This window comes from Mucilaginibacter sp. UYCu711 (assembly GCF_050433825.1).
Taxonomy (GTDB): Bacteria; Bacteroidota; Bacteroidia; order Sphingobacteriales; family Sphingobacteriaceae; genus Mucilaginibacter.
Window position 1 is genome coordinate 1 of sequence record NZ_JBNPWM010000008.1, and the last position, 25,354, is coordinate 25,354.

At 42.3% G+C, this 25,354-nt stretch carries 22 protein-coding genes; 5 read left to right on the forward strand and 17 right to left on the reverse strand.

The window, feature by feature from the left end; genetic code table 11:
• Window positions 1–132: 132 nt before the first annotated feature.
• The 4 genes from ABIB50_RS17065 to ABIB50_RS17080 all read right to left on the reverse strand — a co-directional run bounded on the left by ABIB50_RS17065 (window position 133) and on the right by ABIB50_RS17080 (window position 7,811).
• Window positions 133–555 carry a hypothetical protein gene (locus ABIB50_RS17065; protein ID WP_429381556.1) on the reverse strand — a complete coding sequence of 141 codons (423 nt, stop codon included), beginning with the start codon at window positions 553–555 and terminating at the stop codon, window positions 133–135.
• 145 nt (window positions 556–700) lie between these two features.
• Complete coding sequence (locus ABIB50_RS17070) at window positions 701–3,235, reverse strand: ATP-dependent Clp protease ATP-binding subunit (RefSeq protein WP_429381558.1); 2,535 nt, start codon at window positions 3,233–3,235, stop codon at window positions 701–703.
• Between the two features lie 393 nt (window positions 3,236–3,628).
• Window positions 3,629–6,478 carry an outer membrane beta-barrel protein gene (locus tag ABIB50_RS17075; RefSeq protein ID WP_429381560.1) on the reverse strand — a complete coding sequence of 950 codons (2,850 nt, stop codon included), beginning with the start codon at window positions 6,476–6,478 and terminating at the stop codon, window positions 3,629–3,631.
• A gap of 49 nt (window positions 6,479–6,527) precedes the next feature.
• Window positions 6,528–7,811: a 6-bladed beta-propeller gene (locus ABIB50_RS17080; RefSeq protein WP_429381562.1), complete on the reverse strand. Its 1,284-nt coding sequence runs from the start codon at window positions 7,809–7,811 to the stop codon at window positions 6,528–6,530.
• Between the two features lie 311 nt (window positions 7,812–8,122).
• Here ABIB50_RS17080 and ettA point away from each other — a divergent pair, with 311 nt between their 5' ends.
• Window positions 8,123–9,805 (forward strand): energy-dependent translational throttle protein EttA, encoded by a 1,683-nt coding sequence (gene ettA / locus ABIB50_RS17085; protein ID WP_429381564.1) that lies wholly within the window; start codon window positions 8,123–8,125, stop codon window positions 9,803–9,805.
• 95 nt (window positions 9,806–9,900) lie between these two features.
• Here ettA and ABIB50_RS17090 read toward each other — a convergent pair whose 3' ends face one another.
• The 5 genes from ABIB50_RS17090 to rlmD all read right to left on the reverse strand — a co-directional run bounded on the left by ABIB50_RS17090 (window position 9,901) and on the right by rlmD (window position 12,892).
• On the reverse strand, window positions 9,901–10,143 hold the full coding sequence (locus ABIB50_RS17090) for a hypothetical protein (RefSeq protein WP_429381566.1): 243 nt from the start codon (window positions 10,141–10,143) through the stop codon (window positions 9,901–9,903).
• A complete protein-coding gene (locus tag ABIB50_RS17095; RefSeq protein ID WP_429381568.1) occupies window positions 10,136–10,372 on the reverse strand; it encodes a hypothetical protein in 237 nt (78 codons plus the stop codon). Before ABIB50_RS17095 ends, ABIB50_RS17090 begins: the two co-directional genes overlap by 8 nt.
• A gap of 33 nt (window positions 10,373–10,405) precedes the next feature.
• Entirely contained in the window at window positions 10,406–10,915 is a 510-nt protein-coding gene (locus ABIB50_RS17100) for a phosphoribosyltransferase family protein (protein WP_429381570.1), read from the reverse strand.
• A gap of 156 nt (window positions 10,916–11,071) precedes the next feature.
• Window positions 11,072–11,467 carry a hypothetical protein gene (locus ABIB50_RS17105; RefSeq protein ID WP_429381572.1) on the reverse strand — a complete coding sequence of 132 codons (396 nt, stop codon included), beginning with the start codon at window positions 11,465–11,467 and terminating at the stop codon, window positions 11,072–11,074.
• Window positions 11,468–11,482: 15 nt separating this feature from the next.
• Window positions 11,483–12,892 carry a 23S rRNA (uracil(1939)-C(5))-methyltransferase RlmD gene (rlmD, locus tag ABIB50_RS17110; protein WP_429381574.1) on the reverse strand — a complete coding sequence of 470 codons (1,410 nt, stop codon included), beginning with the start codon at window positions 12,890–12,892 and terminating at the stop codon, window positions 11,483–11,485.
• A 163-nt stretch (window positions 12,893–13,055) separates the two neighbouring features.
• On the opposite strand from rlmD, the gene ABIB50_RS17115 reads away from it, so the two are divergent.
• Window positions 13,056–13,295 carry a helix-turn-helix domain-containing protein gene (locus ABIB50_RS17115; RefSeq protein ID WP_429381576.1) on the forward strand — a complete coding sequence of 80 codons (240 nt, stop codon included), beginning with the start codon at window positions 13,056–13,058 and terminating at the stop codon, window positions 13,293–13,295.
• An 80-nt stretch (window positions 13,296–13,375) separates the two neighbouring features.
• Here ABIB50_RS17115 and ABIB50_RS17120 read toward each other — a convergent pair whose 3' ends face one another.
• The 6 genes from ABIB50_RS17120 to kbl all read right to left on the reverse strand — a co-directional run bounded on the left by ABIB50_RS17120 (window position 13,376) and on the right by kbl (window position 17,857).
• Window positions 13,376–14,146 (reverse strand): hypothetical protein, encoded by a 771-nt coding sequence (locus tag ABIB50_RS17120; protein ID WP_429381578.1) that lies wholly within the window; start codon window positions 14,144–14,146, stop codon window positions 13,376–13,378.
• 289 nt (window positions 14,147–14,435) lie between these two features.
• Window positions 14,436–15,017: a TetR/AcrR family transcriptional regulator gene (locus ABIB50_RS17125; RefSeq protein WP_429381580.1), complete on the reverse strand. Its 582-nt coding sequence runs from the start codon at window positions 15,015–15,017 to the stop codon at window positions 14,436–14,438.
• A 3-nt stretch (window positions 15,018–15,020) separates the two neighbouring features.
• Window positions 15,021–15,437: a Rieske (2Fe-2S) protein gene (locus ABIB50_RS17130; protein WP_429381581.1), complete on the reverse strand. Its 417-nt coding sequence runs from the start codon at window positions 15,435–15,437 to the stop codon at window positions 15,021–15,023.
• 1 nt (window position 15,438) lies between these two features.
• Complete coding sequence (gene pheS / locus ABIB50_RS17135; protein WP_429381583.1) at window positions 15,439–16,473, reverse strand: phenylalanine--tRNA ligase subunit alpha; 1,035 nt, start codon at window positions 16,471–16,473, stop codon at window positions 15,439–15,441.
• Window positions 16,473–16,634, reverse strand: coding sequence for a DUF6364 family protein (locus ABIB50_RS17140; protein WP_429381585.1), 162 nt, complete (start codon window positions 16,632–16,634; stop codon window positions 16,473–16,475). Before ABIB50_RS17140 ends, pheS begins: the two co-directional genes overlap by 1 nt.
• Before the next feature lie 32 nt (window positions 16,635–16,666).
• A complete protein-coding gene (kbl, locus tag ABIB50_RS17145) occupies window positions 16,667–17,857 on the reverse strand; it encodes a glycine C-acetyltransferase (RefSeq protein WP_429381587.1) in 1,191 nt (396 codons plus the stop codon).
• Between the two features lie 123 nt (window positions 17,858–17,980).
• Between kbl and ABIB50_RS17150 the strand changes: the two genes are divergently transcribed.
• The gene (locus tag ABIB50_RS17150) at window positions 17,981–20,470 is read left to right on the forward strand and encodes a DUF5686 and carboxypeptidase regulatory-like domain-containing protein (protein ID WP_429381589.1); all 2,490 of its coding nucleotides are present in this window, start codon (window positions 17,981–17,983) and stop codon (window positions 20,468–20,470) included.
• A 124-nt stretch (window positions 20,471–20,594) separates the two neighbouring features.
• Window positions 20,595–21,548: a rhodanese-related sulfurtransferase gene (locus ABIB50_RS17155; RefSeq protein WP_429381591.1), complete on the forward strand. Its 954-nt coding sequence runs from the start codon at window positions 20,595–20,597 to the stop codon at window positions 21,546–21,548.
• A gap of 105 nt (window positions 21,549–21,653) precedes the next feature.
• Here the strand turns inward: ABIB50_RS17155 and crtD are convergent, their stop codons facing one another.
• Both crtD and ABIB50_RS17165 read right to left on the reverse strand, forming a co-directional pair.
• Complete coding sequence (crtD, locus tag ABIB50_RS17160) at window positions 21,654–23,123, reverse strand: 1-hydroxycarotenoid 3,4-desaturase CrtD (RefSeq protein ID WP_429381593.1); 1,470 nt, start codon at window positions 23,121–23,123, stop codon at window positions 21,654–21,656.
• A 106-nt stretch (window positions 23,124–23,229) separates the two neighbouring features.
• A complete protein-coding gene (locus tag ABIB50_RS17165) occupies window positions 23,230–24,237 on the reverse strand; it encodes an aspartate-semialdehyde dehydrogenase (protein WP_429381595.1) in 1,008 nt (335 codons plus the stop codon).
• Between the two features lie 168 nt (window positions 24,238–24,405).
• Between ABIB50_RS17165 and ABIB50_RS17170 the strand changes: the two genes are divergently transcribed.
• Window positions 24,406–25,350 carry an NAD-dependent epimerase/dehydratase family protein gene (locus tag ABIB50_RS17170; RefSeq protein WP_429381597.1) on the forward strand — a complete coding sequence of 315 codons (945 nt, stop codon included), beginning with the start codon at window positions 24,406–24,408 and terminating at the stop codon, window positions 25,348–25,350.
• Window positions 25,351–25,354: the final 4 nt, after the last annotated feature.

Consider the following 25,354-nt stretch of genomic DNA (forward strand, 5'->3'; position numbering starts at 1 on the left):
AATATTCTTTAACAACCTTGCCTTTAAAAATTTCATCGTGCTTCTTATTCATAAAAATGCCCCCAAATAGTGTCTAACTTTTTGGGGGCAGTCTATAACGGTTAGCCTTTTTTGTTATATGTTGACGCCTTATTATTCAGACGGGATCAAAACCAGTTTCATAGTTATAGGCGAAGTTGGTTTAACAGGTACACCGCCATTAACAGGTTGCGAATACACCACCATATGCAAAGTATTGTTGCTTACATAGTGAAAATAGCTGTATGATACGCCATTAAAAACTTCCGGAATTTGCTCATATACGTTACTAAAGAATGAGAAATAAACTAAAGTAGCATCTGTCTTGCTAAAAAACTCAATTCCTTGTGGTAGCGGGATATCAACAGAGTCTGATTTACCATCAGTAGTTTGTTTCCAATCTGCCGGCTGAATAGCCGGGTTTGTTATGAACGTCTTGTTGGGCACATTTGCCACGTTAGTTATATATTCTTTTTTACAAGAAGCAAATGCTGCCACTACAAGGGCCAGGCATGCGATAGATAATATTTTTTTCATGGTATTGTTGTTTTATACATCTGTAAGATGTTTGTAGAACGAAAAGGTTTAATGTTTAGTTTACTTTTTTTTTATTTTTTAAAAACCGGGAAATGTATATAAAAAAAGTGCCCCCGGTTTTCGGGGGCTCTTTGATATTATAAGCTTAATTTTGCTCTTCCTGCTTTGGTTTTTTAGTGGAAGCTTTTTTGGCAGATATGGTTATCTCCTCGGCTTCTTTATTATAATCAACCATCATGGTATCGCCTTCATGCAGCTCGCCTTTTAGTATCTCTTCGGCAATTGGGTCTTCCAGGTATTTCTGGATAGCACGTTTTAACGGGCGTGCACCAAATTGCGAATCGTAGCCTTTATCGGCAATGAACTTTTTAGCTTCAACTGTTAATTCAATTTTATATCCTAAGGCGTTAACACGGCCAAATAAAGCGGCTAACTCAATATCAATGATCTTGAAGATCTCTTCCTCGCCTAACGAGTTAAATACAATCACATCATCAACACGATTCAAAAACTCGGGAGCGAAAGCGCGTTTTAAAGCATTCTCTATTACACCGCGCGAATGTGAATCAGCTTGAGTGCTCTTGGCGTTCGTAGTAAAACCTACACCCTGTCCAAAATCTTTCAACTGGCGTGCACCAATGTTTGATGTCATGATGATAATAGCGTTCCTGAAATCAACCTTACGGCCTAATGAATCAGTTAACTGTCCTTCATCCAACACCTGTAACAGTATGTTAAATACATCCGGGTGAGCTTTCTCTATCTCATCCAGCAATACTACAGCGTATGGTTTACGGCGTACTTTCTCGGTAAGCTGTCCGCCTTCTTCGTAACCCACGTAGCCCGGAGGCGCTCCTACTAAACGGGATACCGCGAATTTCTCCATGTATTCGCTCATATCAATCTGTATCAGCGCGTCTTCGGTATCAAACATAAAGCGGGCAAGCTCTTTAGCTAACTCTGTTTTACCAACACCTGTAGGGCCTAAGAAGATAAACGAACCAATTGGCTTTTTAGGATCTTTTAGCCCGGCGCGGGTACGCTGGATAGCACGGGCTAATTTCTTAACCGCGTCGTCCTGGCCAATAATTTTCTCACCTATCTTTTCAGACATGTGCAGCAATTTCTGGCTATCTGCCTGGCCCACTTTCTGTACCGGGATACCGGTCATCATAGATACTACCTCGGCAACATTATCCTCAGTAACTGTATAGCGTTTTGATTTTGTTTCGGCTTCCCAAACTGCTTTGGCCTGCTCTAACTCTTCCAACAAATGCTTTTCGGTATCGCGTAGTTTAGCGGCCTCTTCGTATTTCTGGCTGCGTACTACTTTGTTTTTCTCAACCTTTATCAGCTCTATCTTGTTCTCTATATCCAATATATCCTGCGGAACATGGATATTGGTTAAGTGAACCCGCGATCCTGATTCGTCTAAAGCGTCAATAGCTTTATCCGGTAAAAAGCGGTCGGTGATATATCTTGTAGTTAAAGCAACGCAGGCAGCAATGGCTTCATCTGTATAAGTTACACCATGATGCTCTTCGTATTTGTCTTTAATACGGGTTAATATCTCAACAGTTTCTTCAGGCGTAGCCGGTTCAACCATTACTTTTTGGAAACGACGGTCTAAAGCGCCATCTTTCTCAATGTATTGGCGATATTCATCTAAAGTAGTTGCGCCAATGCATTGGATCTCTCCCCTTGCCAAAGCCGGTTTAAACATATTTGATGCGTCAAGCGAACCTGAGGCACCACCAGCACCAACTATGGTGTGGATCTCATCAATAAATAAAATTACATCCGGCGATTTTTCCAGCTCATTCATTACGGCTTTCATCCGCTCTTCAAACTGGCCGCGGTATTTTGTACCTGCTACCAGTGATGCCAGATCTAAAGTAACTACACGTTTGTTAAACAACACGCGCGATACTTTACGCTGTACGATACGCAATGCCAAACCCTCTGCAATGGCAGATTTACCAACACCGGGCTCACCAATTAATATCGGGTTATTTTTTTTACGACGCGATAAAATTTGCGATACCCGCTCAATCTCTTTCTCGCGGCCCACTATCGGGTCCAGTTTACCGTCTTCGGCGGCGCGGGTTAAATCGCGGCCAAAGTTGTCCAGTACCGGTGTTTTTGATTTAATGTCTGATACTTTTTTAGGCTGATTAAATGCTTCTTCTTCCTTAAAATCATCATCCCCGCCGGTTGATGAGCCAGGCATCTCGTCGGTAATGTTATTTTTATGCGATTCTACTTCGCCTTTAAACACCTCGTAATTAACATTAAACTGCATCAGTATCTGCGATGCTATATTATCTTCATCGCGCAAAATAGATAGCAATAAATGCTCGGTACCTATTACATCGCTTTTAAATATTTTTGCTTCAAGGTAAGTTATCTTCAATACTTTTTCGGCTTGTTTTGTTAATGGTATGCTGCCAATATGTACGTTAGTTCCAATAGTTCCCTTCACAGCGTCTTCAACAGACCTGCGCAATCTTGCTGTATCAACCGCCAGTTCCCTAAGCAGTTTTATAGCTACACCGTCTCCATCACGGATAAGGCCAAGTAAAAGGTGTTCTGTTCCAATATAGTCATGTCCAAGGCGTAATGCCTCTTCCCTGCTGTATTGTATCACATCCTTAACCCGTGGCGAAAATTTTGCTTCCATATATTCTCCTATTGTACGTCCTAATATATTAATTTGTTTCTATACTTGGAACGCCTTGTTTTTTTAAATTATCAACAATATTGTTGCCAAGTTTACCACTTACCAATAAACAGACATTATTATGATGTGCAATCTATCAAAAGTTAAACTTTATGCAACATTTATCAGTAAAAATTAATGTGTGATGACTGATTTTTACTTTGATAACGTAGTTACTGCTTATTTGATATACGTAAAGTACAATAGTTTAGTTGATTAAGGAGTAAAATTAACAACTGTGGAAAAAAAGGCAGGTTAATGCGCCAATGATGACATTACGGCATGGTGTTGTGTAGCAGTTGCAGTGGCAGTAGCAGTAAGTATTGATCTAACTGCTACTGCCACTGCGGCTTGCTACTTCTTCAAACCAAATTTACGCGGGTAATAAGCCAACGTAAGCATAAAATACTGCTGTAACACATTGGCCGTAGTAGTAGTAAGCCTATTCGCGCTGATATAGTTCTCTAATGATCTGTTTTGGTGCAGGATATCGAGCATAGAAAACTTGACCTCGCCTTCTGCCCCCTTCAGGAAACGGTACCCGATGTCTGCGTTCCATATAGTGTAATAAATATTATGATCAGCTGCCGAAGTTTTATTATTATTAAAGTCTACACGGGTGTTAAAGAATATACTTTTAGGAAAAGCGAGGCCTAAACCCAAATTGGTTCCCCATTTATAATTAGTATACCGGTTCAGTCCTATTTGGTTGGTTTTTGAACCTTCAAAACCCTCGCCAATATCGGCCTTCCAGATGGCCCTATATGTATATGTCAGTGTGGCCGACACATCGAGCGAATGTGCCTGGGTCCGGTAATCATTCGCGTTTTGATTGATTGTATATTCTGAATATCCATACTCTGAGTTACCTGAAAGTTGAAATTGGTGATCTTTTAAATTAAATGCTTTGTTTACCCAGCCATTGTAATTGGCTGATCTTCTATTACCCAAATTAACAAAACGATGTACTGAACGGCCCAGTTCGTCATAGCGAGAGCTATCGGTTATATTGTTTTTTATCAGGTTGGCAGAAAGAGAAATGCCATAATTTATTGGGTTTTTCTTTTTCTGATCGTAATAAGAATAGTTTGCATACAGGTCATGTTTATAAGCCGGCTTCAAACTCATGTTACCAATAGTGACACTGTAAACATTGGCATTATCAATCAATGGTGCTAACTGATAAACGCCCGGGTAATTTACCGATGTGTAATATCCGAAGCTATACCTTTTATTGTATTCGCCGTACTGGTTATTATAATAAGTAAAGTCAGTAGCTGGTATAAAATAACTATATGACCGGTCTATATTTTGAAAGGTCTGCAATGCATCGTTCTTCTGAGAAAATATTTGCTGCTGCGCATTGATAAATACCCGCCATGATTTGTAAAAACGATTATCAAGCGATTTGTAAAAGTTTTTTGAGAAGACCACGCCCGGCTTTTCATTAATGGTTTTATAGTGGCTGATATTAGTAAGGCCCGTATTAGGCATGTATGCAGACCCGCCGGATATCAGGTCGCCTACATTATCATTTTCGTTTTCGTTGTGCAGACTTAAGGAGTTATTAATGTCGATCTGTAAAAATTGATTTCCGCGCCGCTGAAACATCTGCGTGATGTTTTTAAAATTAGTAACAAAGGTGTGCGTGCCACCATCTATATCTTTTAAATATTGCCGGTTAAAATATTTGTTTTGCGTAACATCCGTGGCCGTAAAATCAGTAATGTTCTTGCTATCCTCGCTACTATGGTTCAGATCAAATGTATACTTAAATTCAGCTTCTATCGACCTGCTTTTCTGCTTGCTGAAATCATACCACCTACTTGTATTGAAGCCGACAGACCCACTGGCATTGGTAGTATTACGCGTAGTGTTTTGTTGGGCAAAATTTTGGCTTTTATCCTGTGTCTGGTCATTTACAGATGTGCTGTTCTGCGTAGCCTCTGATGTGCTTCGCGAGTTATTAACGTTATATTGTGCATTAACGTAATCATGCTCGGTCCGTTTTTGATAACTGCCGTTTGTGCGAAGGTTGAGATCATTGCTGTGCCTCGTATCGTCAGATGTTTGGTTTAAGTGCGCATTGTCTGCCAGCGAAATTTGAGTTTGGCTTTGTGTTAAGGTCTTGTTATCCAAGTCACTGCTAAAAACCTCACCTTTAAGTTGGTTGGTTTTAAAATACGACTGCCGAGGGTCAGAATCTTTACTAAAATCCTGCGAGAACGTTCCGCCGCCGCCTCTAAACACGTTTACCCCGGTCTTCCTGAAATCGCTATGATAATCATCATTTATACCTGCGCCTTTAAATGAGTTAAAGCGCATTAGTGTGTTAACATCATAAGCGGTCTTGTTCACATTATTAAAGGCCCCCACCAAACTTACCTGTGTTTTTGGCGAAAAATAAGTGAGCATTCCATCACCCGCGTAACGCCCGTGGCTGCCATATCCAAAACCAAATTTCCCAAACATGCCGTCCTGCTTATCTTTCTTCAACACAATATTCATGTCGGTTTTAGGGTTTACCGGGTCCTTATCATTCTTATCCTGGTAAACCTGGATCTTTTGCACCGAGTTTTTAGGAAGGTTGTCCAGCGCAATTCTATTGTCACCTCCAAAAAAGTCCTTGCCATTAACCAATAATTGGTTTATTTTTTTTCCGTTAACGGTAATCACACCATCCGCCCAAACGGTTACCCCAGGCAGGTTACGCAACAGGTCGCCAACTACAGCGTTGCTATCCAGTTTAAAAGCGCTGGCATTAAATTCAAGGGTATCGCCACGCATTTGCATAGGTGCCTGCTCTCCCTTTATCACAACCTCTTTTAATGAAAGGTCTATCCGCTCCATGTTCATGGTCTTGAGGTCGATATTTTTTGTTTTGGGCGATATTAAAAAATCCTTCCGGTTTGATTGATACCCAACATGTGTAGCCACCATATACAACCGCACGCCCACAGGCATGTCTTTAAATTGGTAGCGGCCAAAATTATTGGTTAACTGGTAACTCACCAGCTCATTGCCATGTGTTTTATAAATAGCCACCGTAGCAGATTGCATAACGTAGTTATGTACACTATCGCGCAATGCGCCGATAACGGCGCCTATATTAACGGTATCTTTTTGAGGGGTTTGCGCTTTGGCAGGTTTAACCAGCAGCATACAAAAGAAGCACACTACTACAAGTTTTACATATTTATTCACGTGGCGAAGAGGGTTTAGGTTGATCTAAGAATTTTGTTTAATAACTGATCTATAACTCGTCTTTGAGCTTAAGCTGCATAATTACCGGGTTGTCTTTTCTAGATCCTTTTTTGAAATAGTTATCAAGCGCGGGCGGATATTTTGCTTTTTGGTCGGCATATTTTTCACGGTATTGAAACATGCCTAATGATGACGCCGAAGTGTACAAGTAACCACCGGTACAAGCCAATATGCCGCTATTATTAAAAGTATTGCCCCCGTTTGAATCGTCATAAATGGGCAGGAAATTCGATCTTTCATCTTGCAGGATATGTTTGTAAGCAATCAGCGTCCCTGTCTTCAAATTATATATCAAATTATCTTCCTTGTTATCCCAACCCCAGGTGGCCGTCCTGAATACCAGATTATTTTTCATCTGGTAAAAATTAGTGATACAATAGATAGCTTTAGGATGCTTTTGTATGTATTCTATTTGTTTCTTCTTATAATCCGGGTTGGTGGCAAAATCACCGGGGATCGAAACGTAGAATGGAAAAATAAACTTGTAAGATAGATTTATAGCGTCGGGCTTTATCGTATAAATATTGGTATAGTAGGGCTTTGAATAATAAAACGCGGTATCGCCAACACTGTTAAAGGGCCAGATACCTGTCGATATGATATTAAGGTCCTCGCCTTCTTTTTTATCGAAACCCAGGCCGTGGGCATATACTTTGTTTTTTTCGTCTGAGTACATTATGAGCGACCTTGAGTAAACTTTATAGTACTTTGAGGTCGAATCTACATTATTGGGGAATGAATAGGAAACGCCTTTATCAGCGGCAAAATAACGCATGTTGCCGTCGTTAACCTCGTCTTTGGCCAGTTCGCCGCCGGTTTTAATAGTACGTAACGTTTTCCCGTCAAAATCGCAAAAAGTATAGGTCTTATATTGATCCCTGCTGTATCTGATCTCTTTAGCAAACCGGTTAACAGAAAAGTCCCATATCGGCAAGTTATCTGTACCCTTTATTTTAGCGTGAAACTTTCCGTTCTTATTAAAGATGAGTATCGAACGGGTGTTACGATCAAGAATGATGAAATAGTCGTCAGTAACCACCAGCTTATTAATACTGCCAAACAAACTTTGGTCAGTAGTTTCCAGGGGGATGTAATTTACTTCGGTAAAAAAGTCAGAAGCGTTACCACCCATGGCATTTGAAGGATCGACACGCAAGGTCATTACATGACTGGAATCAACTTTAATAACTTTTTGAGCGAGGACAGTAGATTCTGCACCAAAAAGCAGGCATACAAAAACAGTTAGTTTTTTAAATACAGAAATGAGGTTCATTTTGGTTTGTGAGGCTTAGATTGGGGTATCTACCCCAATGATAAACAAAATAATATTAAATCAAAGCCTTCATTAAGGCACAGTTAGATGTTTTTAACGTAATTTAACATTGCTTAACATATCGGCGCCCTGGCAGTAACACTAAGTTGCTTATAAATTGCCCTCCACTACAACATACATTTAGTAAAAAGCGGTAATGGGTTAGAATTTGGCGCTTGCACTTAACTTTGCTAATGCCCATATTTGCACTGATATTTACCTATCAAAAAATTCAATCAATCAGTAATTCACTCAATCAATAATTACCATACATGGCAGACGAAAAAATAATTTTTTCAATGGCCGGGGTTAGTAAGGTTTACCCCCCGCAAAAAACAGTATTAAAAAACATATACCTCAGCTTTTTTTACGGCGCTAAAATTGGCGTTATCGGTTTAAATGGTTCGGGTAAATCATCCCTGCTAAAAATTATTGCAGGTATTGATAAAACCAATATCGGCGAGGTTGTATTTTCGCCGGGCTATACCGTAGGCTACCTGAGCCAGGAGCCCGAGCTCGACCCCAACAAAACCGTACGCGAAATTGTAGAGGAAGGCGTAAGCGAAACCACCGCCCTGCTTAAAGAATACGAAGAGATCAACGAGAAATTTGGTCTTGAAGAATACTACAGCGACGCCGATAAAATGGATAAGCTAATGACCCGCCAGGGCGAACTGCAGGACCAGATTGATGCCGTTAACGCGTGGGAACTGGATACCAAATTAGAGCGTGCCATGGATGCCCTGCGCTGCCCCGAACCTGATACCAGGATCTCGGTACTATCGGGTGGCGAGCGCCGCCGTGTGGCTTTATGCCGGTTGCTGTTAAAAGAACCTGATGTATTGTTACTGGACGAGCCTACCAACCACTTGGATGCCGAATCTATCGATTGGCTGGAGCAACACTTAAAACAATATAAAGGTACCGTTATAGCTGTAACGCACGACAGGTATTTCCTTGACAATGTGGCCGGCTGGATCCTGGAATTGGATCGCGGTGAAGGGTTGCCATGGAAAGGCAATTACTCGTCATGGCTTGATCAAAAATCAAAACGCCTGGCCCAGGAAGATAAAACCGAAGGCAAGCGCCAAAAAGCATTGGAGCGCGAGCTGGAATGGGTACGTATGGGCCCTAAGGGGCGCCACACCAAATCAAAAGCACGTTTATCAAATTACGAGAAACTGGCATCCGAAGAAACCAAGGAACGCGAAGAAAAACTGGAGCTGTTTATCCCGCCCGGCCCGCGTTTGGGTAACGTGGTTATAGAGGCTAATGGCGTAAGCAAAAGCTATGGCGATAAGTTATTGTTTGATAACTTGAACTTCTCTTTACCACCCGCCGGTATAGTTGGTATTATCGGTCCGAATGGTGCCGGTAAAACTACATTGTTCCGTTTAATTACCGGTCAGGACACACCTGATTCAGGTACTTTCCGGGTTGGTGAAACGGTGCACTTAGGCTATGTCGACCAGATGCATGACGACCTTGACCCTAACAAATCTGTCTGGGAAAACGTAACCGGCGGACTGGAAACCATTATGGTGGGTAACCGCCCGTTAAACTCGCGTGCCTATGTATCGCGCTTTAACTTTAACGGTGCCGATCAGCAGAAAAAGGTTGGGGTATTATCTGGTGGCGAGCGTAACCGGGTACATTTATCTATCACCCTTAAAAAAGGCAGTAACGTATTATTGCTGGATGAGCCTACCAATGATATCGACGTAAATACGCTGCGTGCATTAGAAGAAGCTTTAGAAAACTTTGGTGGTTGCGCGGTAATCATCAGTCACGACCGCTGGTTCCTTGACCGGATCTGTACGCATATCCTGGCGTTCGAGGGTAACTCGCAGGTTTATTTCTTCGAAGGTAACTACACCGATTATGAAGAGAACCGTAAAAAACGTTTAGGTGATGTTGGGCCGAAGCGGATAAAGTATAAGAAATTGACAGTGTAATAATTAAGGCTAATCGAGAGGTTAGCCTTAATTATTGGGGCCATTTGTTATAATCCATGCGATTATCAACCATGCCTACAACTGAAACCTTTTTCTCATAAACAATATAAAAAAACAGATAACTGTTTGCTTAAAACCGCTCGCCGGGCTTTTGAGTTTATTATGCTTTTAGGATAAATTTCAGGGAATGCAGAAACAATTTTCTCAAATTTTTCGAGCATTTTATAGAAGTTTTTTACTTCCCTTGGGGTAAATTTAAACAGTAAGAAGTTTTTTATAGTTAGAGCGTTTGCAACAGCGCGATCTGAATAAATTACGGGCAATATTTCTTCAGCCATTTTTCAATTTATGCCAAAATTCTGCAGAAGATATGGTGCGCCCTTCTTCTAAATCTTTTATTCCCTCATCAATATTCTGTCGTTGGGCTTCTGAAAGATCATCCCACCAATCACCGCTCGTTTTAGAGTCTTTTAAACTCTCTAAAAAAGATAACATATTCGTATCTGAAAGTTGCTCGATCCAGGCGATCAAGTTTGATTTAGTTTGTTTAATTTCAGCTATTGACATGGCTTCATTCTCCTTTAAACAAATTTAATAATTCTACCTCAAATAAACAGCATCCTCTTCGCCGGTCTCACTCAACACCACATCAATATGTTGTTTGATGATGGTTGATAGCGCGATGCCGGAGTAATCAGTCGTTACCGGGAAGTTTTTATGGTTACGATCTACCAGTACAACTGTACGCAGCTTTTTAAGTGGAACGTCAAGGAAAACACCAAAACCATAGGCTAATGATTTACCACTGTTCAGCACGTCATCTACCAAAATAACCACTTTATCATTACAGATCTGGATATCGGCATCTGTAGACGCATTTAGTTTAGTGCCAAATCTGTCAAGATCAATGGTGATCAATGTACTCTTAAACGGAGCTATTCCATCCAGCACTTTTTTTAATCGCGCAGCCAAAAAACCACCACGCGGCAACATACCGGCAATGATAATTTCCTGCTCATCAAAATTATCTTCCAATATCTGGTAGGCAATACGATCTATCTTTTGCTGTATTTGCTGTTGGTTTAGTATGAGTAGTTTTTTGTTTTCCATTGCCTTAAATATTAAGCTCCCCTCTTGAGAGGGGGTGCAGCAGGCCTGCGGGATGGCAGGGGTGTGTTATGCGCTTTAAAGGACACACCCTCCCCCCTCTCAAGAGGGGAATCGCACTGGCCAATGCTTTTGTAAATATATTAAATATGTTTATCCCTACTCATACGGCACAAACACAAAGTTTGCACCTTCGGGTACTACCACAAACACGCACATAAACTCTTTGGCGCTTTTGTAGGTATCAATAAAACGCTGTTTTAGTTCGGGTTTTATTACGCCTACTTCTATAAACTCTTCCATTGTAGAGGCGTGGATACTCCATTCGGTGCCCAACTCGAAGCGGTCCAATATCAGCTCGCCTAATTTTAATTCATGCTGATGGGCTATGAAGATGGGGTACTTAGATAATCCTTCTACCATTATCTCAACAGCTACCTCATACAACGATTCGCTGAACATTTTCAAATCCCTGCGCAAACTAACCAGCGGACTATCAGCTGCAGGCTTTGGTTGTTCGCCACGGTTTTCATTAAGCAATTCTTCCGGTTCCATATTCTTGTCTTGCTACTAAATACTCCTTAATTTCAACAGCACCACGTTCTCCACATGCTGCGTATGCGGGAACATATCTACCGGCTGTATCTTAACCGTATCATATTTCTCTTTCAGCACCAGCAGGTCGCGGGCCTGTGTGGCGGCATTACAGCTAACGTAGACGATCTTTTCGGCTTCTATCTCCATCAGCCTCGCTACCACATCCGCGTGCATGCCTGCGCGCGGCGGGTCGGTTATGATCACGTCGGGCTTGCCATGCTCGGCCACAAATTCGGCAGATAGTACATCTTTCATATCACCCGCATAAAACTTAGTATTGGTGATCTGATTGATGGCGCTGTTTATTTTGGCGTCTTCAATAGCACTGGGTACATACTCTACCCCCACAACTTCTTTTACATTGGCTGCCACAAAATTGGCAATGGTGCCTGCGCCAGTGTATAAGTCATAAACCAGCTCATCGCCTTTAAATTCGGCAAAATCACGGGTTATTTCGTATAGGCGCAGGGCCTGGATACTGTTGGTTTGGTAAAATGATTTTGGACCAATGCGGAACTTGATACCCAGCATTTCTTCATGAATATATTCGGGCCCTTTCCAGGCAAATACTTCCTGGTCAAAAATGGTATCGTTTTTCTTTTCGTTAAGGATATAAAGCAATGACGTTATCTCCGGGAACTCAGTCTCAACAAAGGTCATCAGCTTGTTTACTTCCATCTCGTCCGCGTAAGCGAAAACAACAATTACCATCAGCTCGCCGGTTGACGACGTGCGGATAATCAGGTTACGCAAATTGCCGGTATGGTTACGAATATCGTAATAGCTATAGCTGTTAGCCTTGGCAAAATCATCTATTTTATTGCGGATACCGTTACTTGGGTCGGCCTGCAAATAGCAGTGTTGAACATCCAATATCTTATCAAAACGGCCGGGGATATGAAAACCCAGCGCGTTCATGTTTAAGGTTTCATCATCGCGGCTTTCGCCGTCATATAACCAGCGTTTGTTGCTGAAGGTAAACTCCAGCTTATTGCGGTAATACCTGTCGGCAGGCGACGGTACTATCGGCATGATACCGGTTACATCTATCTTGCCTAAACGGCTCAATGCATCGGCTACCGACTTTTGTTTGAACTGTAATTGCGCCCCATACGTCATGTGTTGCCATTTGCAGCCCCCGCAGGTGCCAAAATGCGGGCAAAATGGCGTTACCCTATGCTCGCTCGGTTTTTTTATATTGATGATCTTGGCTTCGCCAAAGCTTTTTTTACTTCGGTAAACCTGCACATCGGCAATGTCGCCGGGTACGGCTTTTTCAATAAACAGCACAAATTCATCGGCCTTGCCTACACCCTTACCTTCTTCGGCAATATCAATAACGGCAACGTCTTCAAAAATGTGGTTATACGGTATCTTACTCATTGCCGCAAAGGTAAGTTTAGATGTGCGGATGTGCAAATGTGCGGATGTGCAGATTGGTTTTGTTGATTTTTAATCGAATTGTCATTTTGTGGCGATGATAATTAATCAAAAACCACCTTCTGCAAACCTTCGTAGATTAAGTATACCTATTTATAAAATTGTTATGTATAATAAAAGTGTAATAGCCGCCAATATCAAGAGTGCAAGGATGCACAGGAACTACTCGCAGGAGTACCTTGGTATAAGGCTAAAAATCTCGCAGAACGCGTATAGTAAAATTGAGTTGGGGCTTTCAAACATTAACCTGCAAAGGATCTTTGAAATTGCCGAAGTGTTTGAGGTTGATGTATGCGATTTGATTGATACCCAAAAGCCATTTGCCGTAAAACTGAGCACCAATTAGCCGATACTACTTTTTTAAACTTACCAAAAACAACAAAGGCCCCTTATGCAGGAGCCTTTACTTATATTAATACATTGATATTATTGCTTGGTATATGTACCGGTAAGCAGGTTTATTAAATAAACTGTCGTGCCCACGGTTAAAGTAGCCTGGTTGCTTCCTTTAAATATCAATATGCCGGTATAATTAAATGTACCTGCCGCGGCACTGCCCGATATGGTAATAGTGGCCGATCCGCTTAGTATTTCGCGGCCGGGTTTACTTAGCAATACATTGGTTGCCGTTATAGTAACGTTACTGCTACCACTTGGTTTGCCGCCTACTTTTGATGTGAAAGACCCTTTACGGTTATAAGTACCATTAATAATAAAGTTAGTTGCGTTTGCAGTTAAACCGGCAATGGTAATACTTGATGTACCCGCATCGGTTGATGTTAGGCGCGGGCCGTCAAAGTTGCCTTTAAAGGTTATGGTATTCACCAGATTATCTGGCTGGCTGCTGGTGTTGCAGTTTAACGTGCGTACGTATTTGTAAAAGGCACTAAACGTAACAGATGAATTAGCAGCCGAGCTAATAGTAAGGCTATCTGCAAGTGTAGTGCCGCAAGCCTGGCGCGATGAGCCGATTGCATTTACCTGTTGGCCACCTGCACTAACCGAATTGTTAAGTGTTTGCGCGTTAAGGCCAACATTATCAGTTACTGACGCAAAACCAAACGAATTTGTCGCTACCGCGCTGGCAGCCATATCTGCGGCTTCGTCGGTAGTCACTGCACTGGTGACGGTTGTTTTTTTACATGAAATGGCAAATAACAATAGCGGTGCAATTAAAATAATTTTTAACGCTTTCATAATTTTAAGGGGGTTATGATTTACGACTTTGTTTGTAAGTTCTTTAGTCTGTATCTTTAAACGTATAGCAAATACCTTTTGTTTTGAAAAACCGGTATTTAACATTTAAACTTACGCACATCTACCCAAATATTATCGATTGTTTTTAACCATAATGTTTTGACGGCGAGGTAGTTAACTATTGGTAAATAGTTTTGTTTGGGTGCAAAAAACAGTGAAATATGATCCCTGTCCAATGTCAGAAACTTCAAATACCTGATATTGACGAGTTTGGGGGCATCTGCCGCCATTAAATAGTGATGGCCGCCTTAACCAAATAGGGCAGGATCTCTTTCTGGAAGGATACAAAATTTTTGCGCACGTCGCTATCGCTTACTGAAGTGAATGCGAAGCTAAACACAATGCTTTTGCTGCATTTGATGAGGAAACGCATGCGTTGCTGGTAATTATCCGTTTTGCGAATGGCAGTGATACGGGTAAACGAGGCCATTAGCAGGTCCTCCAGCTCATTACTCAAATTCTTTAAAAAATCCTGCGAGTTGGCGCTTTCGCGGATGAAATCCCAACCGATGAACTCGTTACAAACAGTATAGCTTAAGCGGCAGGTTTTCATAATCAAATTGCCCAGGTGGGTTTCTTCATCCATTTCGGGCGCGTTGGCCGCTATCAGGTCATCAACGCTTACGCGGATATAATCCATCAACAGGGTATGCAGCACGTGCTCTTTGCTGTCAAAATATTTATAAATAGTAGCTTTAGCTATCTTGGCGCGCTTGGCAATCTCGTTAACACTGGTTTTATGGTACCCGAATTTTCGAAACAGTTCTTGCGCTGCACGTTTAATGCTATCTTTTATTTTGTCGGCTTCCATGTATCAGTTAGACACAAATATCTCAAAATTACTGATATTAACTGAATATTCTTTAAGAGATTTAACAGCAGGGGCCTTAACGGGGCTGCCATCCTCCAACAACCATTTAGCACCACTTGCCGGATCTGTACACGTTAAAGACGGATTATCTAACATTATAGCCGATTTATTTTGAGGTAAATAAGGGCTGCACCTATCATAAGCTGCATAACCACCACCCGACCGGCGGAAAATAATAAGCCCGGAAACGCCATAACCATTAATGATTACCGCGCCACCGGGATTATGTAAAGTATTTAGCGCCGGGTTTGCCAAAGCCATCTGGAAATTTACAGATACATTAGGGACATAGTCGCCGGTTTTACCACAGGCAAGGCAGCTTAATATAAGCGCTGTTATTATCCCTAACTTTTTGATCATGCTATATAATTTCAGTCTGGAACTGTTTTAGGAAACGTTCGTCGTTCTCACTAAATAAACGCAGATCACGTATAACATATTTTAAGTTGGCTATACGTTCCATACCCATGCCAAACGCGAAGCCGGTAAATTTCTTACTGTCTATACCGCAATTTTCTAACACGTTAGGGTCAACCATGCCGCAGCCCAGTATCTCAACCCAGCCACTGTATTTACACATATTACAGCCAGCGCCTTTACAAATGGTGCATGATACATCCATCTCGGCAGATGGCTCGGTGAACGGGAAGTATGAAGGACGGAAACGCACTTGTGTACCCTCGCCGTAAAGCTCCTGTACAAAGTGGTAAAGCGTTTGCTTCAGATCGGCAAATGATACATTCTCATCGATATACAAACCTTCAACCTGGTGAAAAAAGCAGTGCGCACGTGCAGAGATAGCCTCATTACGGTAAACACGGCCCGGCATTATAGCGCGGAACGGCGGTTTGCCATTCTCCATCATCCTTACCTGTACCGACGAGGTATGGGTACGCAAAGCGATATCATCCTTACCGGCATTTTTCTTAATGAAAAAAGTATCCTGCATATCGCGCGCGGGATGCTCTTCCGGAAAGTTTAGGGCCGAGAAGTTATGCCAGTCGTCCTCTATTTCCGGTCCCTCGGCTACATTAAAGCCAAGGCGTTTAAATATATCAATGATCTCATTCCTTACTAACGACAGAGGGTGGCGCGAGCCTACCTGGAAGTTATCGCCGGGTAAGGTTAAATCGATATCTGAGTGTTGAGTTGTGGGTTCTGAGTTATGAGTTTCTTTTAACTCAGCATACTTCGCCTCAGCCAGTTGTTTAAACTGGTTCAATACTTTGCCAAACGTACGTTTCTCTTCAAGGCCAACAGTTTTAAAGTCTTCAAAAAGGTCTTTTATCAATCCCTTGGTACCTAAAAATTTTATACGGAATGTTTCCAGTTCATCCACGCTAGCTGGTGAAAAGGCATTGATCTCGGCAGTGTATTGATCTATTTTTTCTTGCATTATACTACTTTCTTAAGTTTAGTTTGGGACTCTTCTTCTACGATGTACTTCAAAAAGAGGCTTTCAACAAAATGAGAGACTGTCATATTTCTTTGCTTAGCTATCAATTTTATTCCATTGACAATCTCTGGCGGTAAATCTAATGTCAGTCTCCTTTTCATCTTTATTTATTGTTACTGATGCAAATTTAAGATTAATTTATCACCTTCAATTCCTTACCCACCTTGGTAAACGCTGCTATTGCTTTATCCAAATGCTCCCTGTCATGCGCAGCAGAAATCTGTACACGGATACGGGCCTTGCCCTGCGGAACAACCGGGTAATAAAACCCGATAACATAAATACCTTCCTCAAGCATCTTAGCGGCAAACTCCTGCGCCAGCTTGGCATCATACAACATCACCGGCACTATAGGGTGCACACCCGGTTTGATATCAAACCCTGCATCGGTCATCGCTTTGCGGAAATATTGGGTATTGCTTTCCAGTTTATCGCGCAGTTGGGTGGTTTCGCTCAGCATATCTAGTACGGCTATTGATGCGCCGGTAATTGCCGGGGCCAACGTGTTCGAGAACAAATACGGCCTTGAACGCTGGCGCAGCATATCAATAATTTCTTTCCTGCCTGATGTAAACCCGCCCGAAGCACCGCCCAACGCCTTACCTAACGTACCGGTAATGATATCTATTTTACCCATGACGTTATGATGCTCGTGTGTGCCTCTTCCTGTTTTACCCATAAAACCCGAGCAGTGGCTTTCATCAATCATCACTAAAGCATTATACTTTTCGGCTAAAGCGCATACTTTATCCAGTTGGGCGATTGTACCATCCATAGAGAACGCGCCATCGGTAACAATAATACGGTGACGTAAGCCGGCAGTTTCCTGTAGCTTGGCTTCAAGGTCGGCCATGTCATCGTGCTTGTAACGGTACCGCTGGGCTTTGCATAAACGCACACCATCTATAATTGACGCATGGTTCAGTTCATCAGATATGATGGCGTCCTGCGCATCAAACAATGGTTCAAACACACCGCCGTTGGCATCAAATGCAGCAGCGTAAAGTATGGTATCTTCGGTGCCTAAAAATTCGGCTATCTTCTTTTCAAGTTCCTTGTGGATATCCTGTGTACCGCAAATAAAACGCACCGACGACAGGCCATAACCATGGGTATCCATCGCTTTTTTAGCGGCTTCGATAACTCTTTTATCGCCGCTTAGGCCCAGGTAATTGTTGGCGCAAAAGTTTATTACTTCCTGGCCGCCGGCAACCGTAATATCGGCACCTTGCGCCGAGGTTATAATGCGTTCTTTTTTATAAAGGCCTGCTTCTTCTATAGCCGCAAGTTCCTGTTGTAAAACCGGTTGTAGTGTATTGTACATGTTGACAGTTAATTTTTACAAAATTAAGCATTATAGGTCATTTAGCTTCAAAACCTTGCATTTTTAATAATAATGGGTGCCTGTGCAAACATTTATGCCTTTAAACGCTTATTTGTGAACTATATGAAAAGATTTTTACTACCGGTTTTTATATTTTTAAGTGCTCTCGTTTTGAAGGCATCGGCGCAGCAATATGTTTTGTCGGGCAAAATAACCGATGCTAAAGGCAATCCTATCTCCTACGTATCGGTTTACATCCGCAACTCTACCTACGGTACAACTACCAACGAAGAAGGAATTTATAAATTCAATATCAGCCCCGGCACTTACGATTTGGTTTACCGTTACGTAGGTTATAAGGAGCGTATTGAAAAAGTAACTATTAACGACCAGGCCGAACGCCGTAACATACAATTAGAAGACGAAATATACCAGCTAAAAACTGTAACTATCAGGGATAAGGACGGCATAGATACCGCGGCCAATATAATTATGCGCAAGGTTATTGCTAAGCGCGAATATTATTTAAACGAGATCCAATCATACTCGTGCGCTATTTATGTAAAGGGTGTGCAAAAACTGGTTAGCGCGCCTAAATCATTATTAAAAAGCGGGGTATCAAAAGTATTGGATTTGGATAGCAACGGCCGTGGGATCTTATCCCAGTCGGAAACCTTATCAAGCTTTAACTACGAGCGCCCGAATAAGGTTAAGGAAATTACTATAGCATCACGTGCCGCAGGTATTACGCCAACCTTTAGTTACAACAAAGCGTCGGACCTGCAGGCAAACTTTTATAATAATGTTTTTGTGATTAATGGATTAAGTGCTAATGGTTTTGTATCGCCTATTGCTGAAGATGCTTTTTCATATTATCGTTATAAGTTGATCGGGCAAACAGTTACCAACGGGCGCACTATTGATAAGATCCAACTATTGGCCCGTGGCCTGGGCGACCACGCCTTTGAAGGCGATATTTATATAGTTGAGGGCGACTGGCGCATTTATAGCGTAAATCTGCGCTTAACCAAGCGCAGCAACAAGCTTAATTTGGTTGACACCATGACCATAAGCCAGCAATATGTGGCAGTGGTTGACAGTACGTGGATGCCGGCATCTATACAGTATGATTATAACGGTGATGTATTGGGGTTTAAATTCGCGGGATATTATATAGGCGTTTACAACAATTATAAAATTAACACAGAGCACCCCAAAGGCTTTTTTAATGGCGAGATATTAAGAATTGATACCAACGCAAACTTAAAAGATGCCGGTTACTGGTTTAAAAACAGGCCAGTGCCATTAACTGCGCTGGAAACCCGCGATTACCAGAAAAAAGACAGCATTGCGCGATTGCAAAAAACCAAGCCTTATCTCGATTCGCTGCAAAAAACCAAAAACAAAATATCGCCGATCCCCTATATAGTGGTTGGATATACTGCAACCAGCCGCGACAACAAAGACTCATTATATGTGTACCCTTTTTTACAAACTGTTTTTTACAATACGGTTGAAGGTTGGGGTATAAATTTAAAGGCGCGATATTCTAAAACGTCCGACGATTTTAAAACGCTCAGCTTCACACCGGCTATAAGGTATGGTTTCGCTAATAAATTGTTTAGTGCAAACCTGCACACCGCCTACACTTATGATCCTTTTCATGCGGGAGAGTTTTTTGCCGATTTTGGAACGGATGTACAGGACCTTAATAACGTAGGCACCCGATCTTTATATTTTAATACCTTAAGTACGCTGTTAAGCGAAAACAACTACGTTAAATATTACCGTAACGAGTTTGGCAGCCTGGGTTACATGCGCGAGCTATCCAACGGTATTTTGTGGCGGGCCAGTTTATCATATGCCAATCGTACACAGTTGTATAACAACTCCTACAATCATATTTTCAACAACGCCACCCGCGAATTTACCTCGAACAACCCACTGGCGCCCGCGGGCACACCGGCTAATGATATGTCAACTTTGTTTCCGCAGCACCAGGCTTTTACGTTCAACACATCAGTTAAATTCACATTTGCCCAGGAATATATTACACGCCCAAGCGGTGTGGTTTATTTAGCGCCGAAATATCCAACAGTAACTCTAAATTATCGCAAAGCAATAGCCGGAGTTTTTGGATCAGATGCCAATTATGATTTTGCTTCGGTGGATGTATCAAAAGATCATATCCGCCTGGGCCTTATGGGATATTCTGCCTTCAAATTATCGGCCGGCGATTTCTTTACTCATAAAGCCTTGTATTATATGGATTATAACCATTTTTTAGGCAACCAGGGTACTACCTTCGATCCTACCTATGTGGGTAGCTTCCATTTCCTGCCGTTTTACACTTACAGTGCCAGTGGAGCCTACTTAGAGGCACATTACCAGCATAATTTTTCCGGATCGCTATTAAGGCGACTGCCATGGGTGGGTAAATTAAAACTGGAAGAAGTAATAGGTGCTAATTACCTGACAGAAAAAAATAACCCGAACTACTCTGAGGTATATGTTGGTTTACAGCGGTTAGTTTTCAGGATTGATTATGGCGTGTCCTATGCAGGCAATAAAAAGTATCTGCAGGGGATAAGAATATTCTATGGTATAAGATAAGCTGAAAGGCAAAAGCAGAAAGCTGATTAAATTTCGTTCTTTCTGCTTTAGTCTTTTAGCTTTCAGCTCAAAAACTTATCTTTGCACTTCATTTAACACCGTTTGCAGCGGCATCAATGATTTTATGGGACAATACAACACACTACTTTACTATTGTTATTCAACAATAGCAGATGCGGAGCAATTTGCTGCCGATCATTTAAAATTTTGCAAATCGCTTAATCTTACCGGCCGTATTATTGTGGCTAACGAGGGCTTGAATGGCACCGTTTCCGGTTCGGCTGAATCCTGCAAGATTTATATGGATACTTTACATGCCGATGAGCGTTTTGCAGCTATCGACTTTAAAGTTGATGAAGTGGATACGCCGTCGTTTGTTAAAATGCACGTGCGTTATAAAGATGAGATCGTACACTCGGGACTGCGCGATCCAAACATCATTAATCCGCAGCAAAAAACCGGCAAGCATTTAGCGCCTAAAGAGTTTTTGGAACTGAAAAACAGCGAGGACGTAGTGATTCTGGACGTACGCTCGAACTACGAACATAACCTGGGCAAGTTTAAAAACGCCATAACACTTGATATCGAAAATTTCCGCGATTTCCCGGATAAGATCAACGAGCTTGCCCAATACAAAGACAAGAAAATAATTACCTACTGCACCGGCGGTATTAAATGCGAGAAAGCATCGGCCCTTTTACTGCACGAAGGCTTTACCGATGTTTATCAACTGCACGGCGGGATCATAAAATATGGTAAGGAAGCCGGTGGCGAGGATTTTGAAGGCAAATGCTATGTGTTTGATAACCGCTTATCTGTCGAAGTAAATACGGTTAACCCGGTGGTGATATCTGCCTGCTACAATTGCGGCAAAACAACCGAGAAAATGATAAACTGCGCCAATCCCGAGTGCAACGAGCACTTTACCCAATGCGACGAGTGCGGCACTGCCATGGAAGGTTGCTGTAGTGATGCCTGTAAAGAGCATCCCCGCAAACGTGTTTATGATGGCACCGGGTATTATGTTAAAGTACCGCAGCCGGTTAATGTGAAGGCTGGCAAAGTTCAATTAGCTTAATAAATATACTTGATTAACAGGGGTGTCACCCTGAGGCACTCGAAGGGTGCGCGTAAAGGCCTTTGCCCGCATGCTTGAGCACCTCAGCTTGACAGCCGTTTTTTGTTAGTTAACTTCCTCTGCCACAATCTTGGCCGACAACAAACACAAAGGTATCCCACCACCCGGGTGTACACTTCCTCCCACAAAATACAGGTTTTTTATTGCCGATTGATTAGCATGGCGGTTAAACGCGGCGTACTTATTATTTGAGCTTGTGCCATAAATTGATCCCTGGTAGGACGAGGTTTTACTTTCGATATCGCGCGGATCGAGCACTGTTTCCCTGATGATAAGCTTGCTGATATTTTCATTAAGCAAGCTGGCTAGCTTGACCAGGATATTTTTTCGGGCATCTGCTATTAACGTATCCCAATCCTGCCCGGTATTGGCGGGGACGTTTATCATTACAAACCAGTTCTCGCATTCTGGCGGGGCATCTTTGGGTTTTAATTTGGAGGTAATATTAACGTAAACGGTTGGATCGTGATAGATTGTTTTTTCTTTCCAGATCTGGTCGAACTCGGCTTTATAATCGGCGCTGAAAAATATGTTATGCAGATCAAGCTTGGCAAACTTTTTATTTATCCCCCAATAAAACACCAATGCAGAACTGCTGCGTTCCTGCGCCAATATTTTTTTGGGGTGAAGCTTTGGATAGTCCTTTAACAATTTATTGTAGGTAAACCAGATATCCATATTAGACACCATAATGTCGGCATTAATAACCTCGCCTTTAACTTTTATGCCCGTTGCCTTTTTACCATTTAAAACGATCTCGTCAACCGGCGAATTATAGTTAAATTTCACGCCAACCATGGTTGCCAGGTCAACCAGGCTGGTGACAATGCTATACATGCCCCCTGTTGGGAAATAAGCACCCAACTCTTGCTCCAAATGCGGAATGATATTTAACGTTGCAGGCGCGGCATATGGGTTCGAGCCGTTATAGGTAGCATACCGGTCATAAAACTGCACTATCCGCTCATCTTTAAAAATACCTTGGTTAGCCTGGTGCATGATGCGCCCAGTATCCAGTTTCTTTAAATTTAAAAATGCCTTGAAACCATCTTTGGTAAAAATCTCCTTGAAACCTTTAAATGCACGTTCCAGAAAAACCGGGTTAGTTAGTTCAAAGATCTGCGCACTGTTTGCTGCTTGTCTTTGCAGCGCTTCGGCAGATTCGCCAGTATGGGTAGTTATTTCCTTTTCAAACTTTTCTTTATCTGCGTAAGCAGTTAGCCTGGTTCCGTCTTCGTAAAAATATTTGCAGATAACGTTCAGCTTTTGATATTGGAAATATTTACCTGCATCTTTTCCCGCCAATGCAAATAGTTCATCAATATATTGCGGCATGGTAAGCAGGCTTGGCCCGGCATCAAACCTGAATTTATCATTCGTTACCTCGGCCAGTTTACCACCAGGCGTAGCATTCGCCTCAAAAACCTCAACCTCGTAGCCTTTTATAGCTAAGCGTATAGCCGTTGCAATTCCGGCTATACCTGCACCAATAACTACAGCTTTTTTTGAGGACATGGTACAAATTTAATAAAGCAAGTGGTCTTACAGCAAAAAAAGGGACAACCAACCGGTTATCCCTTTTAACTTTCTTATTTATTCCCCCTTCAGGGGGTTAGGGGGCTTAAGCTTCTACAGCCTGCCCTACCAAATGATTAGCTACCAGGTACTCGGCAATTTGTACCGCATTGGTTGCAGCTCCTTTGCGCAGGTTGTCGCTCACTATCCAGCAGTTTAAAGTGTTTGCCTGGCTCTCATCACGGCGGATCCGGCCTACAAATACCTCGTCTTTATCGTGCGCGTCAAGCGGCATTGGGTATTTAAGGTTGGCGACATCGTCGGTAACAATAATACCCGGCGCTTTGCTTAATATGTCTCTTACTTCGGCCAGATCAAAATCATTGGCAAACTCAATGTTTACAGACTCTGAGTGACCACCCATAACCGGGATGCGGACAGTAGTAGCCGTAACACGGATACTGTCGTCGCCCATAATTTTGTTGGTTTCTTTAACCATTTTCATTTCCTCTTTGGTGTAGCCGTTCTCGGTAAATACATCAATATGAGGCAAAACGTTTAAATCAATTTTATATGGGTATGCCATTGGGCCTTCAATGCCCGCGCGCTCGTTCATTAACTGGTCTACCGCCTTAACGCCGGTACCTGTTACTGATTGATAGGTTGAAACAACCACGCGTTTAATTTTATACCTGTCGTGCAATGGTTTTAAGGCCACTACCATTTGTATGGTCGAGCAGTTTGGATTGGCAATTATCTTATCTTCGGGAGTTAATACATCGGCATTAACTTCGGGCACAACCAGTTTCTTGGTTGGGTCCATACGCCAGGCTGATGAATTATCAATTACCGTAGTACCTGCTGCCGCGAAAAGCGGAGCCTGTACCAATGATGTGCTGCCACCTGCCGAAAATAGGGCGATGTCAGCCTTCTGTTTTATCGCATCCTCAACAGAAATAACCTTTATAGCCTTACCCTTGAAAGTGATTTCCTTACCAACACTTTTCTCTGATGCGACTAATAATAGTTCTGTAATGGGGAAGTTGCGTTCTTCAAGAACCTGCAACATTTTAGTGCCAACTAATCCTGTGGCGCCTACAACTGCGATTTTCATTGTTACTTTAAATTGTTAATTAATAATTATTTATGGACGGTAAATATCGGCATTTTTTTATTGACTGACTACACTTTATGTAATTGATAGGTGATATTTTGTATCCATCATGTCAAAAAGCTAATCATTTCGCCCAAATTTTTACCTTTGCTGCAACTGATACTCTTTATGACCGAAAAGATAATTGTAATTGGCTCTAACGGCCAAATTGGCACCGAACTGGTGATGAATTTACGTGCCAAATATGGTAACGGCCAGGTGGTAGCATCTGATATCCGCAATACTGATAATGCTGTTATAAACGCGGGACCGTTTGAGCTGGTTAATGTGCTGGATAAAGATATCCTGTATAAACTGTTTGAGAAACACCGCCCCACACAGATCTATTTATTAGCCGCCATACTATCTGCCGTAGGCGAACAAAAACCAAAACTGGCCTGGGACCTGAACATGAACGGGCTGATACATATACTGGACCTGGCTGTCGAGTTTAAAACGGCTAAAGTTTTCTGGCCAAGCTCTATTGCTGTTTTCGGTCCGCACTCGCCTCGCGAGCATACGCCGCAATTTTGTATAATGGACCCGAATTCGGTTTACGGCTTTAGTAAATTGGCCGGTGAACGCTGGTGCGAGTATTATTATGTTAAATATGGTTTGGATGTACGCAGCATCCGGTACCCCGGCCTAATAGGCTGGCGGTCTGAACCAGGCGGCGGCACTACAGATTACGCGGTCGATATTTTTCACCAGGCATTGGCTAAAGGCGAGTATGAAAGTTTCCTATCTGCCGATACCGCTTTGCCGATGATGTATATGGAAGATGCCATACGCGCCACCCTGGAGCTGATGGAAGCGCCGGCGTATAAATTAACCATCCGTTCATCGTATAATTTAGGCGGCATTAGTTTTACACCTGCCCAGTTATCCGCAGAAATAAAAAAACACCTGCCCGATTTTAAAATAACTTATGCTGATTTTGACCCGCGCCAGGCCATAGCCGATAGCTGGCCGAAGAGCATTGACGACACCTACGCCCAAAAAGATTGGGGCTGGAAACAAAAATTTGACCTGGGCAGCATGACTGCTGATATGTTGGAGAACCTGAAAAAGTAAATTT